13 protein-coding genes and 1 tRNA gene are annotated in these 14,461 nt (G+C 70.7%); 5 read left to right on the forward strand and 9 right to left on the reverse strand.

Annotated elements, in window-relative coordinates; all coding sequences use genetic code 11:
• Positions 1-38: 38 nt before the first annotated feature.
• From ACFU53_RS40840 to ehuB, 6 genes are all read right to left on the reverse strand, one after another.
• Positions 39-112: transfer RNA gene (locus ACFU53_RS40840), tRNA-Lys, on the reverse strand.
• 115 nt (positions 113-227) lie between these two features.
• Positions 228-986: an IclR family transcriptional regulator gene (locus ACFU53_RS40845; protein ID WP_384004588.1), complete on the reverse strand. Its 759-nt coding sequence runs from the start codon at positions 984-986 to the stop codon at positions 228-230.
• A gap of 215 nt (positions 987-1,201) precedes the next feature.
• Positions 1,202-1,996, reverse strand: coding sequence for an ectoine/hydroxyectoine ABC transporter ATP-binding protein EhuA (gene ehuA / locus ACFU53_RS40850; protein ID WP_384004590.1), 795 nt, complete (start codon positions 1,994-1,996; stop codon positions 1,202-1,204).
• A 10-nt stretch (positions 1,997-2,006) separates the two neighbouring features.
• On the reverse strand, positions 2,007-2,657 hold the full coding sequence (gene ehuD / locus ACFU53_RS40855) for an ectoine/hydroxyectoine ABC transporter permease subunit EhuD (RefSeq protein ID WP_384004592.1): 651 nt from the start codon (positions 2,655-2,657) through the stop codon (positions 2,007-2,009).
• Complete coding sequence (gene ehuC, locus ACFU53_RS40860; RefSeq protein ID WP_384004594.1) at positions 2,657-3,373, reverse strand: ectoine/hydroxyectoine ABC transporter permease subunit EhuC; 717 nt, start codon at positions 3,371-3,373, stop codon at positions 2,657-2,659. The genes ehuD and ehuC overlap by 1 nt, the downstream gene beginning before the upstream one ends.
• Complete coding sequence (gene ehuB, locus ACFU53_RS40865) at positions 3,370-4,293, reverse strand: ectoine/hydroxyectoine ABC transporter substrate-binding protein EhuB (RefSeq protein ID WP_384004596.1); 924 nt, start codon at positions 4,291-4,293, stop codon at positions 3,370-3,372. The genes ehuC and ehuB overlap by 4 nt, the downstream gene beginning before the upstream one ends.
• A 131-nt stretch (positions 4,294-4,424) precedes the next feature.
• On the opposite strand from ehuB, the gene ACFU53_RS40870 reads away from it, so the two are divergent.
• Positions 4,425-4,919 (forward strand): DUF3830 family protein, encoded by a 495-nt coding sequence (locus tag ACFU53_RS40870; protein WP_384004598.1) that lies wholly within the window; start codon positions 4,425-4,427, stop codon positions 4,917-4,919.
• A 258-nt stretch (positions 4,920-5,177) separates the two neighbouring features.
• Here the strand turns inward: ACFU53_RS40870 and ACFU53_RS40875 are convergent, their stop codons facing one another.
• Positions 5,178-6,596: an amidase gene (locus ACFU53_RS40875; protein ID WP_384004600.1), complete on the reverse strand. Its 1,419-nt coding sequence runs from the start codon at positions 6,594-6,596 to the stop codon at positions 5,178-5,180.
• A gap of 20 nt (positions 6,597-6,616) precedes the next feature.
• Positions 6,617-7,576: a D-2-hydroxyacid dehydrogenase gene (locus ACFU53_RS40880; protein WP_384004602.1), complete on the reverse strand. Its 960-nt coding sequence runs from the start codon at positions 7,574-7,576 to the stop codon at positions 6,617-6,619.
• Positions 7,577-7,783: 207 nt separating this feature from the next.
• Between ACFU53_RS40880 and ACFU53_RS40885 the strand changes: the two genes are divergently transcribed.
• From ACFU53_RS40885 to ACFU53_RS40895, 3 genes are all read left to right on the forward strand, one after another.
• Positions 7,784-8,593, forward strand: coding sequence for a decarboxylase (locus ACFU53_RS40885; RefSeq protein WP_384004604.1), 810 nt, complete (start codon positions 7,784-7,786; stop codon positions 8,591-8,593).
• Positions 8,590-9,324, forward strand: coding sequence for a decarboxylase (locus ACFU53_RS40890; RefSeq protein ID WP_384004606.1), 735 nt, complete (start codon positions 8,590-8,592; stop codon positions 9,322-9,324). Before ACFU53_RS40885 ends, ACFU53_RS40890 begins: the two co-directional genes overlap by 4 nt.
• Before the next feature lie 227 nt (positions 9,325-9,551).
• Positions 9,552-10,658: an LLM class flavin-dependent oxidoreductase gene (locus tag ACFU53_RS40895; RefSeq protein WP_384004608.1), complete on the forward strand. Its 1,107-nt coding sequence runs from the start codon at positions 9,552-9,554 to the stop codon at positions 10,656-10,658.
• A gap of 20 nt (positions 10,659-10,678) precedes the next feature.
• Here ACFU53_RS40895 and ACFU53_RS40900 read toward each other — a convergent pair whose 3' ends face one another.
• Positions 10,679-12,592 carry a putative bifunctional diguanylate cyclase/phosphodiesterase gene (locus ACFU53_RS40900; protein ID WP_384004610.1) on the reverse strand — a complete coding sequence of 638 codons (1,914 nt, stop codon included), beginning with the start codon at positions 12,590-12,592 and terminating at the stop codon, positions 10,679-10,681.
• Positions 12,593-12,975: 383 nt separating this feature from the next.
• On the opposite strand from ACFU53_RS40900, the gene ACFU53_RS40905 reads away from it, so the two are divergent.
• The gene (locus tag ACFU53_RS40905; RefSeq protein ID WP_384004612.1) at positions 12,976-14,412 is read left to right on the forward strand and encodes a M6 family metalloprotease domain-containing protein; all 1,437 of its coding nucleotides are present in this window, start codon (positions 12,976-12,978) and stop codon (positions 14,410-14,412) included.
• Positions 14,413-14,461 lie beyond the last annotated feature (49 nt).

Here is a 14,461-nt window from a genome sequence, read left to right on the forward strand (position 1 = left end):
TTCGCACTGTTTGCGAACACGCCTCGCCATCGTCATTGTGCGCCGCCAGGGACTCGAACCCCGGACCCGCTGATTAAGAGTCAGCTGCTCTAACCAACTGAGCTAGCGGCGCAGACTCTGTCGTCCTTCCGCCTTCGGCGGCTGGCGACAAAGAAAATACTACCTGGTCCGCAGGGGTGCCCTCGACCACTTAAACGTGAGCTGGATCTCCGGCGGACCCCTGATGTCTAGATCGCCATGGAGAGCAGTACGGGCGCGGCTCCCCGGTTCAGTGTGTTCGCCGCCGCGCGCAGCCGGTGCGCGTGCTCCAGCGGGAGTGACAGCGCGAGGCAGCCGACGGCGGAGCCCGCGGTGATGGGGACGGCCGCGCAGACCGTGCCCGGCGCGTACTCCTGGAGGTCGAGGACCGGGACCGTGGGTGTCTGGGCGTCGAGCTTGCTCAGCAGCACCTTCTCGTTGGTGATCGTGCGGGCGGTGAGCCGGGCGGGGCGATGGCGCGAGAGGTGGTCGCGCCGGCCGTTGAGGTCGAGCTGGGCCAGCAGGCCCTTGCCGAACGCGGTGGCATGGGCGGAGGAGCGGAAGTCGACCCACTCGTGGACCGCGGGCGTGGCCGGGCTGTCGGCCCAGCCGGTGACGTGGATCTCGCCGTCCACGTATCGGGTGACATAGACGGCGGCGCCCACCGAGTCGCGCAGCTCGTCGAGGGTGTGCTGGAGCTGCTCGCGCAGGGCCTGGTCATGACCCTGGGCGGAGCTCAGCCGGGCGAGTGCGACACCGGTGACGTAGGCGCTGTCGGTGGTCTGCTCCACATATCCCTCGCGACGCAGCATCCGCAGGAGCGCGGTCAACCGCTCGCTGTCGACGCCGGTGCGACGGGCGATCTCGGCGTCGGTGACGCCACCTGCGTGCCGCGCCACCGTCTCCAGGACGCGGAGGGCGTCCTGGGCCGAGTGGTACGGCGCGGTCGGCTCGTGCTTGAGCGCCACGGTTTCCCCCTGCGCTTCTCGGGCCGTCTTTTCGGACAGCTTGCCGTGTCCCACGATACGGCCCAAGAGCTCTACGTGGAGGGGTTGTTCGCGAGAAAATCCCGGTACCTGCGAGCCTCCCAGCTGCCGGACCAGCACTCTGGCATATGCCAAAGGCATGGCCCGGCGGGTGGACCTCGCATGTTCCCACGCGTTCGCCCTTTCGCTTGGCGTAGTCAGATGACCGCACCGAGGAACTCGCGCGTTCGTTCGTGCGACGGATCGCCGAAGATCTTCTCGGGGCTGCCCGACTCGATGACCTGGCCAGAATCGAACATCAGAACTTGGTCCGAGATGTCCCGGGCGAAGTTCATCTCGTGGGTCACACAGAGCATCGTGATGTCGGTGGTGCGGGCGATGTCCCTGAGCAGGTCGAGTACGCCCGCGACCAGCTCGGGGTCGAGCGCGGACGTCACCTCGTCGAGGAGCAGCACCTGCGGGCGCATCGCCAGCGCCCGGGCGATGGCCACCCGCTGCTGCTGCCCGCCGGACAGCTGGCTCGGGTAGGAGTCGCACTTGTCGGCGAGCCCCACCATGTCGAGCAGCTCGCGTGCGCGCGCCTCGGCCTCGTCCTTGGAGAGCCCGAGGACGTTGACGGGCGCCTCGGTGATGTTCCGCAGCACCTTCATGTTCGGGAAGAGGTTGAACTGCTGGAACACCATCCCGATGTTCTTGCGGACCTCACGGCACTGCTTGTCGCTCGCCGGGAACAGTTGCTGCCCACCGACGGTGATCTTGCCCTCGTCGGGCTTGGTCAGGGTCATCAGCAGCCGCAGGATCGTCGTCTTGCCGGAGCCGGACGGGCCGATCAGCGTGACGTGCTTGCCGGCGTCGACCGAGAAGTCCAGCCGGTCGAGGACCGTGTTGCTGCCGAATCGCTTGGTCACGTTCTCGAAGCGGATCAGCTCGGCGCTGTCCGCGGAACGGTCGACGGGGGCGCCGGAACCGGTCTGGGAATCGGGTTCTTTCATCAGAGGGGTGTCAGCGGACAAGACGTTGCTCCAGGGTTCGCAGAAGGAGGGAGGCCAGATAGGAGATGAGGATGAAGGCCACCCCGATGACGGTCAGGGGCTCGGTGAAACGGAAGGTCTCCTGGGCGTAGAGCCGGGCCTCGCTCAACATCTCCGGAACCGTGATCACCATCAGGATCGGTGTGTCCTTGAGCATCGAGATCACGTAGTTGCCCAGCGCGGGCACCACCCGGCGGACCGCCTGCGGCAGGATCACCACCGTCCACGTGCGCCGCATCGGCAGGTTCAGCGCCGTGGCCGCCTCCCACTGGCCCGCGGGCACCGCCTCGATGCCGGCGCGGTAGACCTGCATCGTGTACGTCGAGTAGTGCAGCCCGATCGCGAAGACGCCCGTGGTCAGCGCCGAGAAGGTCAGGCCCCACTCCGGCAGCACATAGAAGAGGAAGAACAACTGGACGAGCAGGGGAGTGTTCCGGATGAACTCCGTGACGACCCCCACCGGCCAGCTCACCCACCGGGTCGGCGTCCGCACCAGCAGCGCCCACACCAGTCCGAGCGCGAAGGAGACGACCGAGCCCAGGGCCAGCGCCTGCAGGGTGACCAGCAGGCCGTCCCAAAAGTGCGGCAGGAAGTCGGTGACCGCGTTCCAGTCCCAGTTCATCAGGCACCACCTCCCGCGCCCGCGCCCTCGGGGACGCGCGCCGGCGGCACAGCCGCCTTCCTCGCCGGGGCCCTGCCGACCCCGGCCTTCAGCCGCCGCTCCAGCACCCGCATGGCCCGGGTGAGCAGGAAGGCGATCACGAAGTAGATGAGCAGGAGATACGCGTAGATCTCCACGCTCTCCTGCAGCGCCAGCCGCACCAGGCTGCCGCTGAACGCCAGGTCGCCCATGCCCATGACCGACACCAACGCCGTGCCCTTGAGCAGTTCGACGACCAGGTTGGCGAAGGGAGGGATCATCTCCGGGACCGCCTGCGGCAGCAGGATCAGCCGCATCCGCTGCCACGGGGTGAAGCTCAGTGCGATACCGCCCTCGCGCTGCGCCGGGTCCACGGCGGTCAGGGCGCCGCGCACGATCTCGGCGCCGTACGCCCCGTACGTCAGCCCGAGCGCGAGGACGCCCGCCCACATCGGGACGAGCTGCCAGCCGAAGGCCAGCGGCAGCACGAAGTACACCCAGAAGATCATGATCAGCGCGGAGGTGCCGCGGAACACCTCGGTGTAGAGGCCCGCGACGAAGCGGACGATCCACTGCCGGTGGGTGCGCGCGACCCCCACCACGAAGGAGACGGCCGTGGCCAGCAGCGCGCCGAAGACCAGCAGTTGAAGAGTGACCCAGACACCGCGCAGTACGAGTTCCCAGAGTCCCGGTGTCATGCGCGGCAGAGCTCCTTCGTGGTCAGGTCGGTCATCTCGACCTTGGTGAAGCCGAAGGGCCGCAGGACGCGCAGCAGTTCGCCGCTCTCCTTCATCTTCCGCAGCTCCACGTTGAAGGCGTCCCGCAGCCGCGTCTCGGCCGGCCGGAACGCGAAGCCCGCGCCGTCCACCCGCGGCTTCCCGTCGACGAGCGCGGCGAACGCCTTGGTCGCCTCCGTCGTGCGGGACTTCCTGACCACCTCACGGGTGGTCAGCGACGTCCCCGCGAACACGTCGACCCGCCCCGCCTCCACGGCGTTCATCCCGGCCACCTGGTCGGGCACGATGACGATGTCGCTCTCCGGGTACCCGGCCTCGACGGCATGCGCGATCTGCGCGTACCCCGACCCCGTGGCGAACCTCGCCTTGGCGCGGATCACATCCGCGTAGTCGTTCAACCCCTTCGGATTGCCCTTCCGGACCACGAACGCGTCCAGCATCTGATGGTCGGGCTCGGAGAAGATGACCTCCGCGCAGCGCTCGGGATTGATGTACATCCCGGCGGACACGACATCGAACTGCTGGGAGTTCAGCCCAGGTATGAGCGATCCGAACTCCGTCGGCACGGGCTGAACCCGCCCCACCCCCAGCCGCTTGAAGACGACCCCGGCCACTTCCGGCCCCTCGCCGGTCAGCTCACCATCCGTGTCGATGTAGCCGAACGGGATCTCTCCCGCGATACCCAGCCGTACGACGCCCTGCGCCCGCAGCCGGTCCAGCAGTTCACCCCCGTCCGTACTGGAGGCGGTGGCCACCCGGCTGCACCCGGCGGCGCCCAGCGCGCCGGCCGTTGCGAGCGCGGAGGCGCCGACGAGCAGCGCCCGGCGGCTGGGGTCGCGTGTCTTCCCGGTTCTCCCGGAGGTCTCTGTTGCTGGAGCCATGGCCGCGCGGCTACCCGGCCCGATGCGATGTATTCACGCCACTGCGGAGGCCTTCACGCCCCCTGCACACACCCGGCCAGGCGGGCCAAGCCCCGGGAGGCACCCTTGACCCCGGCGGCACCATGGAAGACATGACCGACCGCTACATCGAGATCTCCCTGCTCAAGCGCCAGGTCGTGTGCCGGGCGAAACTCCTCGACGACCGCGCGCCGCTCACCTGCGCCGCCGTGTGGGACGCCCTGCCCCTCTCCGGCGACGTCTACCACGCCAAATACGCCCGCAACGAGATCTACGCCCTCTTCCCACCCTTCGCCCCCCACGAGCCACCCCTGGAGAACCCCACCGTCACGCCCATCCCGGGCGACCTCTGCTACTTCTCCTTCGCCGGCACGGAACTGGCCACGAACGCGTACGGCTACGACGACGAGGTCCGCCCAGGCACGACCCTCGTGGACCTGGCCCTCTTCTACGAACGCAACAACCTGCTGCTGAACGGCGACGTCGGCTGGGTGCCGGGCATCGTCTGGGGCCAGGTGATCGAGGGCCTGGAGGAGATGGCGGACGCGTGCAACGACCTGTGGCGGGCAGGCGCGCTGGGGGAGACGCTGTCGTTCAGGCGAGCCTGATGCCCCCGCACGCCGGAGAGCTCGGGTGGGTGGGGTTCATGGGCGGATGCGGATCCGGTGGGGGCTTCTCGCGCAGTTCCCCGCGCCCCTGAAAGACACGGCCCCTGCGGGCCGAAAAGCACGGGGCGCAGCCCCTGCTTTTCAGGGCGAGGGGAACTGCGCGACCAGCCCCCACCGGACCCGAACTCGACGACGCACCCCCTCGGGTCGAAGGGGCGGCAGCCCCTGGGATGGGACGGGTAGGGGCGGCGGGGGCGATCAAAGGCGGGCCGGAGCCACCCCCGCGACCCCCGCCTCGTACAACGCATGCCCCACCCGCAGCACCAGATCATCCCGATGCCGGGCCGCCACCACCTGAAGCCCCACCGGCAGCCCGTCCCCGTCCACCCCCACGGGAACACTCGCTGCAGGCTGCTGCGTCAGGTTGAAGGGATACGTGAAGGGCGTCCACCCGGTCCACCGCCGATACCCGGCCCCCCGCGGCACCTCCACCCCCGCCTCGAAGGCGGTCACCGGCAACGCGGGCGTGACAAGAACGTCGTACCGCTCGTGGAACGCCCCCATCCGCCGCCCGAGATCCATCCGCACACCCACCGCGGCCAGATAGTCCAGCGCGGACAACCGCGCCCCGACCTCCCGGATCTCCCGCAACCCGGGATCCAGTACCTCCCGCTGATGCGGCCCGAGCCGCTGCGTCACCCGCGCCGCCCCGCTGAACCACAGCGTGTGGAACGCCTCGACGGGATCGGAGAAGTCGGGGTCGGCCTCGCTGACGTACGCCCCCAGCCCGGCGAGCCCCTCCACGGCCCGCCGCACCGCGAGGGCGACGCCCGGCTGTACGGCGACCTGCCCGCCGAGCGACGCCGAGTACGCCACCCGCAGCCCCCGCACCCCACCGGCGAGCGCGTCCACGAAGGACCCGGACGCCGGCCCGAGCCCCGACCAGTCCCGCGCGTCGGGCCCGGAGATGACGTCCAGCATCAGCGCGGCATCCGCCGCGTCCCGCGTCAGCGGCCCCACGTGCGCGAGTGTGCCGAAGGCGCTCGCGGGATACAGCGGCACCCGCCCGTACGTCGGCTTCAGCCCGAACACGCCGCAGAATGCGGCCGGGATACGCACACTGCCACCCCCGTCCGTGCCCAGCGCCAGCGGCCCCGCCCCGAGCGCGACGGCCGCCGCGGCGCCCCCGCTGGACCCCCCGGCCGTACGCGAGAGGTCGTACGGATTCCGCGTCACCCCGCTCAGCGGCGAGTCGGTGACGCCCTTCCACCCGAACTCGGGCGTCGTGGTCTTCCCCAGGAATACGGCCCCCTGCTCCCGCAGCCGGGCCACGGACGGCGCGTCCTCGTCCCAACTCCCCTTCTCGGAGATGGTCCTGGAGCCCTTCAGGGTCGGCCCGCCCCGCATCAGCAGGATGTCCTTCACCGTGACCGGCACCCCGTCCACCGCCCCGGCCGGCTCCCCGCGCCGCCAGCGCCCCTCCGACTCCCGCGCCTGCGCCAGGGCCGTCCCGGCGTCGATACGCACGAACGCGTTCACGTCCGGCTGTACGCGCTCGGCCCGTTCCAGGGCCGCCCGCGCCACTTCCACGGGACTGAACTCGCCCTTGCGATACCCCTCGACCAGTCGTACGGCGGACAGCTCGGTCAGTCGTGTCAGTCGCGTCGGCTCCGACATACGGCCCCTCCCAGGGGAGTTCAATGCCCGGGCACGTACCCGCGCTGCTTGTCGACCACGTTGGGCAGCGGCTTTCCCGCCTCCCACAGCTCGAACAACTCCACGAACTGGGCGCCGAGTTCGTCCCGCCACCCCACCGTGTCCCCGCTCATGTGGGGAGAGACGATCAGCCCGGGCACGTCCCACAGCGGATCGTCCGGGCCCAGCGGCTCGCGCTCGAAGACATCCAGCGCCGCCCCCGCGATCCACCGCTTTCGCAGCGCCTCGACGAGCGCGTCCTCCACCACGAGCTGCCCACGCCCCACATTCACGAACCGCGCGGACGGCTGCATGACCCCGAAACGCCGGGCGTCGAACATGCCGTACGTCGCCTCCGTCAGCGGCGCGGCCGCGATCACCCAGTCGGCGCGGGCCAGCAGCCGGTCCAGCTCCTCCGGACCGTGGACGCCGGCCCGCGCGGTCCGGCCGACCAGGGCCGTATGAAGGCCGAGGGCCTTGAGGTGGCGCGCGATCGCCCGCCCGATCGGCCCGGACCCCACCACACAGACCCGGCCGCCCGCCACCCGTAGCGCCTCCCGGTGCCGCCACTCCCGCCGCTCCTGCAACTCCCAGCTGCGCGGCAGATCCTTGGCCATGGCGAGGACGAGCGCGGCGACGTACTCGGCGATCGGCGCCTCGAACACCCCGCGCGCGTTCGTCACCACCGTGTCCTCGTCGGCGGCGAGCCCGGGGCACAGCAGATGGTCGACGCCCGCGCTGGCCGTATGCACCCAGCGCGGCCGGGGCCCGCCGCCCGGCCAGGCCTCCCGCACCGCGCGGGACGCGAAGTCCCACACCAGCAGCACATCGGCGTACGGCAGCCGCTCGGCCAGCGTCGAGGCGTCGGCGTACTCGATCGTGGCCCGCCCGGTGAGCCGCCCGAGCCGGGGGCGCGGCTGAGCGTCGAGGACGAGGAGGTTCGGGCGCTGCGACGAGGTCATAGGCGTAAGACACCAATCACGAACGGAAGCGGCTGTACCCACAAACGGAAGCGGCTCTACTCACCGACGGAAGCGGCTCACCGGCCCCACGAGATGCGTGTGACATGCACTGATTGACCACGCTCGCACCCGAACCTACCTTCGTCAACACGGACTTGCGCACGGTCTGTCGTCCGCACATCTCTCTCCGTGAGGCCGGTGGCTGTCATGAACGTCTCCTTCCTCGGTGGACCCCGTCCCCAGCGCGGCGTCGGTGTCATCGCCCCGTTCGACTTCGCCCTCGACCGTGAGCTGTGGCGCTGGGTCCCGGACGACGTCTCCCTCCACCTCACCCGGACGCCGTACGTCCCGGTCGAGGTGAGCCTCGACCTGGCCCGGCTGGTCTCCGAGCACGAGACGCTCCACGAGGCGGTACGGGCCCTGAACGAGGTCGCGCCCGAGGTCGTGGCCTACGCCTGCACCAGCGGCAGCTTCGTCGGCGGGGTCGCGGGGGAGCGCGCGATGGGCGAGGCGATGACCCGCGCGGGCGCCGCGCACGCGGTCACCACGTCCGGCGCGATGCTCGCCGCCCTGGCCGAGCTGAACGCGCACCGCATCGCCCTGGTCACCCCGTACACCGTCTCGGTCACCCGGTCCCTGGAGGAGTACCTCGCCGAGGCGGGCATCCTGGTCACCGGCCGCGCCTCGCTCGGCCTGGTCCGGCACATCTGGAAGGTCCCGTACCACGACGTGGTCGCCATGGCCCGCCGCGCGGTCCGTACGACGGCGCCGGACGCCCTCTTCATCTCCTGCACCAACCTCCCCACGTACGACGTCATCCCCCAGCTGGAAGCGGAACTGCGGATGCCCGTTCTCTCGGCCAACCAGGTGACGATGTGGGCGGCACTGCGTCATCTGGGTACCCGGGCGGTGGGTCCGTACCAGGCTCTGCTCGACGAGTCGGCCAGGCAGCCGTTCGGTGCGGGACCTGTTCCGCCACCGCCGGTACTGCCGGAAGAACAGGAAGGTTGGGCATGACCGCACTCGGTTTCCTCTACCCGGGCCACTCCGCCGAGGACGACTATCCGCGCATAGAACAACTGCTCGGCAGCGACATCCGGGTGGACGTGGTGCACACCGACATCGGCGTGGACGCCCACCGCGTGGACGCCCTGCGCGAGATGGGCGCCCCCGAACGGCTGGCCGCCGGCTGCGCGGCCCTCCGCATGTCCGGCGCGGAGGCCGTCGTCTGGGCCTGCACCAGCGGCAGTTTCGTCTACGGCTACGAAGGTGCCCACGACCAGATCCGCGCCCTCGCCCGCACGGCGGGTCTCCCCGCCTCCTCCACGTCCTTCGCCTTCGCCCACGCGGCCCGCGAGGTGGGAGCCACGAAGGTGGCGGTGGCGGCGACCTACCCCGACGACGTGGCCCAGCTCTTCGTCGACTTCCTGGCAGCGGCAGGCGTGGAAGTCCTCTCGGTACGAGGCGCCGGCATCATCACGGCGGCGGAGGTAGGCGCCTGGGGCCTGGACGAAACCCTCGCCCTGGCCCGGTCGGCCGACCACCCGGACGCGGACGCCCTGCTGCTGCCGGACACCGCCCTCCACACCGCCTCCCACATCCCCACCCTGGAGAAGGAACTGGGCAAACCGATCCTCACGGCCAACCAGGTCACGGTCTGGGAGGCCCTGAGGCTGGCGGACAGGAGGGTGAACGCCCCACAGCTGGGGACCTTGTTCACGCGAGAGCCGATCGTCCAGGTGCAGTAGCCGGAAAGGTCCCGCGCCCCTGTCCTCAGGGGGCGCGGGGAACTGCGCGAGCAACCACGACGGACCTGTAGCCGACAACGAACCCGCCCGGCCCTCTCGGGGGTCGAAGGGGCGCAGCCCCTTGAGGATGGGACGGGTAGGGGCGGCGGGGGGCGGGAATAACCGGAGCCACCCTCCTGTTACACCGAGCCGTACCCACCACCGCACGCCCCGCAGGAGGCCCCACCGTGACCACAGCCGAGATACGAGGCGAAGCCAAGGGCACCGCCCCGGTCCCCCTCTCCGTCCTCGACCTGGTCACCGTAGGCGCAGGCCGCACAGCCACAGACGCCCTCCGCACCAGCGTCACCCTCGCCGGCCAGGCAGAAGCCCGCGGCTACCACCGCTACTGGGTGGCGGAACACCACTCCATGCCCGGCGTCGCCTCGTCCTCCCCCGCGGTGATCCTCGCCCACCTCGCCGCCCACACCACCCGCATCCGCCTCGGATCGGGCGGCGTGATGCTCCCCAACCACGCTCCCCTGGTCATCGCGGAGCAGTTCGGCACGCTCGAAGCAATGGCCCCCGGCCGCGTCGACCTCGGCCTCGGCCGAGCCCCCGGCACGGACGGCGCCACCGCCGCCGCCCTCCGCCGCTCAGCCCGCCTCCACGAGGGCGCCGACGACTTCCCGGAGCAGCTCGCGGAGCTGACCCGCTTCCTCGACGACGACTTCCCCGACGGCCACCCCTACCGCCGTGTTCACGCGGTCCCGGGCCCCATCCAGAGCACCTCACCCGGCGGAGTCCAGTCCCCGCACCGCCCCCCGATCTGGCTGCTCGGCTCCTCCGGCTTCAGCGCCAGCCTGGCCGGCTCTCTCGGCCTCCCCTTCGCCTTCGCCCACCACTTCTCCGCGCGGAACACGATCCCGGCGCTCGACCTGTACCGCGAGTCGTTCCGCCCCTCGCCGGTCCTGGACGCCCCGTACGCGCTCATCGGCGTCTCCGCCCTCGCCGCGGACGAGGAGAAGGAGGCCCGCCGCCAGGTCAGGGCCGCCGCGCTCAACATGGTCCGCCTGCGCACCGGCCGCCCCGGTCTCGTCCCGACGCCGGAGGAGGCGGAGACGTACGAATTCAGCGCGGTCGAACAGGACTTCATCGACTCCTGGAACGCCGATGTCATCCACGGCACCGTCGACGAGGTCCGCACCCGCCTCGACGACCTCCAGAAGCGCACCGGCGCGGACGAGCTGATGCTCACCACCCACGCCCACAGCGCCGACCTGCGCCTGCGCTCGTACGAACTGATCGCGGACGCGTACGACCTGCCGGGAGCCGGGGGTGTTTCTCAGACCTGATCAGGTCTGCTCAGGTCTGCTCAGGCCTGAGGGCATGCAGCCGCCCCCAGCAGCTCCGCGATCCGTTCCGGCGACACCGCGCGGGAGTACAGCCACCCCTGCCCGGTGTCGCAGCCGAGCCGGCGCAGCCGGGAGGCCTGCGCGTCGGTCTCCACGCCCTCCGCCGTGACGGTCAGTCCGAGTCGGTGGGCGAGCTGGACGAGGGCCTCGACGATGATCTCGTCGGCGGGGTTGGGCTGCCCGTCGTCCCCGGCGGCCCCGCTCTCCTCCCCGCTCTCGTACTGGAACCCCCGTACGAACGCCCCGTCCAGCTTCAGCACCGACACCGGCAGCCGACTGAGGTACGCGAGGTTGGAGTAGCCGGTGCCGAAGTCGTCGATGGCGATGCGTACGCCCATGTCGCTGAGGGCCTTGAGGGCCTGGAGCGGGCGGCCGGCGGAGCCCATGAGCGCGGACTCGGTGAGTTCCAGCTGGAGCAGATGCGGGGCGAGGCCGGTCTCCGCGAGGATCTCGGCGACGTCGGCGACCAGGTCGGAGTCCCAGACCTGGCGGACGGCCACGTTCACACTGACGAAGATCGGCGCCCGGTCGGGGTGGTCGATCTGCCAGCGGCGGGCCTGCCGACAGGCGGTGGCCAGAATCCACCGCCCGAGCTGGACGATCGAGCCGTCCTCCTCGGCCAGTGAGATGAACCGATTCGGCGTCAACAGGCCGAACTGCGGGTGATGCCAGCGCACCAGCGCCTCCACCCCGCGCACCTCGCCCTCCGCCATGCCCACCAGCGGCTGGTACTCGAGCACGAACTCGCCCCGCCCGACGGCCGCCCGCAGCGTGGACGACAGGGCCTGACGGGTCATCCGGTGGGCGTTGCGCTCCGGGTCGAACAGCGTCCAGCGGGCCTTGCCGTCGGCCTTCGCCCAGTACAGCGTCGTGTCGGCGGCCTGCATCAGCCCGGTCGCCGTCGTGCTCCCCGACTGCCGCTCGACGACCCCGATCGAGGCGGAGACGGACAGCCGCTGACCGGCCAGGTCGAAGGGCGCCTGCAGGGCCTTGAGGACCGAGTCGGCCAGGTCGGCGAGTTGTTCCGTGCCGGTGGAGTCCTCCACGAGCAGCGCGAACTCGTCACCCCCGAGTCTGGCCACCAGCGGCGCCCCGGCCGCCGTACCGGCCGTGCGGAGGAGGGCGGCCTCGTCGGCGCACCGGGTGAGCCGCTCGGCGACGGCCGTGAGAAGCCGGTCGCCGACGCGGTGGCCGAGGGTGTCGTTGACCGCCTTGAACCCGTCCAGGTCCAGATAGACCAGGCCGATCCGGCCGGTGCCGGCCTCGTCGTACCCCTCCCGTTCGAGGGCGACGGAGAGCTGATCGAAGAAGAAGGTGCGGTTGGGGAGCCGGGTCACCGGGTCGTGCATCTGCAAGTGGCGGAGCCTGGCCTGAAGCTGGCGGTTGGCGCTGATGTCGGCGACCGAGAGGAGCACCGCCCGCTCCTCCTCGGGCAGCGGCGCCACCGACACCTGCACCCACAACCAGGTCCCGTCCGGCTGTTTCAGCCGACGCGTACAGCGCAGCCGGGCCTGCCGGCCGCGCAGTACCTCTCGGTACGCGTGCCAGGTGCGGGTGTCCGAGGCGAGGTCGACCAGGTCGGCGGCGACCCGCCCGGCCAGCGGCTCCGCGCCCGTCGCGAGCAGCGCCCCCATCGCCCCGTTGGCGGTGACGACCAGCCCGTCCCGGTCGACGACGGCCATGGCGAGCGGCGCGAGGGAGAAGGCGGCGGGCGTCGTGGGACTCTCCCCCGACGACGGACCCGACGACGGACCCGGCGACGGACCCGACGACGGAACTGACGCATTGACGTGACGGTCTGTAATCGCCGGCCGGACGAGGTCTGCCGCGGGCGCCGGCCCTTGGGACGTTCCGCTCACCGTTCGCTCCCGCATGCACTCGTTTTCGTACGGATCTCATTTGTCTCGTCGGAGCGGCCGAACCAAGTACGTAAGGGCGCTCAAGCCGTGTCCGTGCAGGAAAGTGTGCCGATCATAGAGGCTGGCCCCAGGGCCTTCTAGCCACTCTCCAGTCTCCCTGAACAACGACCTGATCTGACAGATCGTTTCTGCCCCGAGCTGAACGGCTTCCCCGCTCCGTCGACCACTTGTGACGTTCCGTGAGTACCCGGGGTGTCGGTCATCGGTTGGCCATCCGACTCCTTCTCGCCCGTTCTTCGCCCGTTCCTCACCCTTCTGGTGCAGACAAACAGGGCAAAGTACTACTAATTCCGAAAATCTGGACGCGGTGTCCCCGAGATCCGCATCCGGAGGTCTTCGTGCAGCGTCCGCTTCCCTGGAAGGAACTCCTCGGCGACCGGGCGCCCAGTCTGCGCAGTACAGCGGCCATGCTCACCTCCCTCACCGCGCTCGCCGCGACCTCCCTGATCGCGGCCCCCTCCGCCGTACCGCTGTCGGAGCCGTGCACGTTACGGCGCACGCAAGCACACCACTCGGAGGGCCTCGACACCTGGAATTCCGCGTATCCACGCCCCACCCGCGACCTCGACGCCGTACTCGTATTCTTGTCATTCCCGGACGCGGCCCCTCTCACCACACCGGCGGAGCTGAGCGCGGATCACTTTCCGGCCACCAGCGATTTCTTCGAACGCGCCTCGTACGGCAAGTTCGCGCTGCATCCGCATCCGCGCCGCGAGTGGCTGGAGATGCCGCAGCCCTCGACGGCGTACGCCATACGACGTGACTGGAACGCGGCGCACCGGGCCGCCTACCTCAGGGACGCGCTCGCCACGGCCGACCCGCACGTCGACTTCTCCCGCTACGACATCGTGTACTTCGTCGCCGACCCGCACGCGCCCGGTGTCGACTCGGACGCGACGAAGGTGGTCAACCTCGAATCCCCGCTGGAGGTCGACGGCACGGGCCTCCGCCGAGTCGTCACCGTGTTCGAGCGGCACCCCCCGGACCGTCTCGTCCTCGCCCATGAGACCGGCCACGTCTTCGACCTCCCCGACCTCTACCACCGCCCCGTCGACGGCAAGGGTGACTGGGACACCCACGTCGGCGACTGGGACCTCATGGGCAGCCAGTTCGCCCTGGCCCCGGACCTGTTCGCCTGGCACAAGTGGAAACTGGGCTGGCTGGAACCGCGCCAGGTGACGTGCGTACGGGGGACGGGGAGCACGCGGTTGACGCTGGAGGCGGTGGGGGCGGGGCCGAGGGGGGCGTACGAGGGGGAGACGGGGGAGGCCGAGAACGGCGAGGTCGGGAGCGACGAGGCCGTCGGGCGAGCGGGCGGGGAAGGTCGGAGTGGGGGTGGGGCCGGGCATCGCGGCAGTGGTGGCGGCGGCAGTGGCGGTGGGGTGGCCGCCGGTGCCGGGGTGCGGGCCTTCGGTGCCGGCCGGGGTACGAAGCTGGCGGTCGTCCGTACCGGTCCCGACAGCGCGCTCGGTATCGAGGCGCGGGGTGCGGTCGGCAACGACGGTTCCCTCTGCACCCAGGGCGTTCTCGTCTACCGCATCCGCAGTGGCGCCGAGTCCGGCAGCGGCCCCATCGAGGTCCTCGACGCCCACCCGCGCACCGAGGCCTGCTGGGAGGAGTCCGTGTACCCGCCCCTCGCGGACGCGCCGGTGAGCGTGGGCGAGACCTTCACGGCGCCGGGGGAGGCCGTGCGGGTGGAGGTGGAGGTGGAGGGGCGCACCGCGACCGGGGCGTGGACGGTACGGATCACGACGGGCGGCAGGCCGGCGGTCTGAGGTATCGGGACACTGGTTCGCGCCGGTGGGCTGGGACACGAAAGAAGCC

The organism is Streptomyces sp. NPDC057474, assembly GCF_042802555.1.
GTDB lineage: Bacteria > Actinomycetota > Actinomycetes > Streptomycetales > Streptomycetaceae > Streptomyces.

Coding starts and splice junctions, on each gene's coding strand:
- ehuD (WP_384004592.1), bottom strand. CDS start 2,657: ATGAACTGGGACTGGAACGCGGTCACCGACTTCCTGCCGCACTTTTGG.
- ehuC (WP_384004594.1), bottom strand. CDS start 3,373: ATGACACCGGGACTCTGGGAACTCGTACTGCGCGGTGTCTGGGTCACT.
- ACFU53_RS40890 (WP_384004606.1), top strand. CDS start 8,590: ATGACCGCACTCGGTTTCCTCTACCCGGGCCACTCCGCCGAGGACGAC.
- ACFU53_RS40900 (WP_384004610.1), bottom strand. CDS start 12,592: ATGCGGGAGCGAACGGTGAGCGGAACGTCCCAAGGGCCGGCGCCCGCG.
- ACFU53_RS40875 (WP_384004600.1), bottom strand. CDS start 6,596: ATGTCGGAGCCGACGCGACTGACACGACTGACCGAGCTGTCCGCCGTA.
- ACFU53_RS40880 (WP_384004602.1), bottom strand. CDS start 7,576: ATGACCTCGTCGCAGCGCCCGAACCTCCTCGTCCTCGACGCTCAGCCG.
- ehuA (WP_384004590.1), bottom strand. CDS start 1,996: ATGAAAGAACCCGATTCCCAGACCGGTTCCGGCGCCCCCGTCGACCGT.
- ACFU53_RS40870 (WP_384004598.1), top strand. CDS start 4,425: ATGACCGACCGCTACATCGAGATCTCCCTGCTCAAGCGCCAGGTCGTG.
- ACFU53_RS40885 (WP_384004604.1), top strand. CDS start 7,784: ATGAACGTCTCCTTCCTCGGTGGACCCCGTCCCCAGCGCGGCGTCGGT.
- ehuB (WP_384004596.1), bottom strand. CDS start 4,293: ATGGCTCCAGCAACAGAGACCTCCGGGAGAACCGGGAAGACACGCGAC.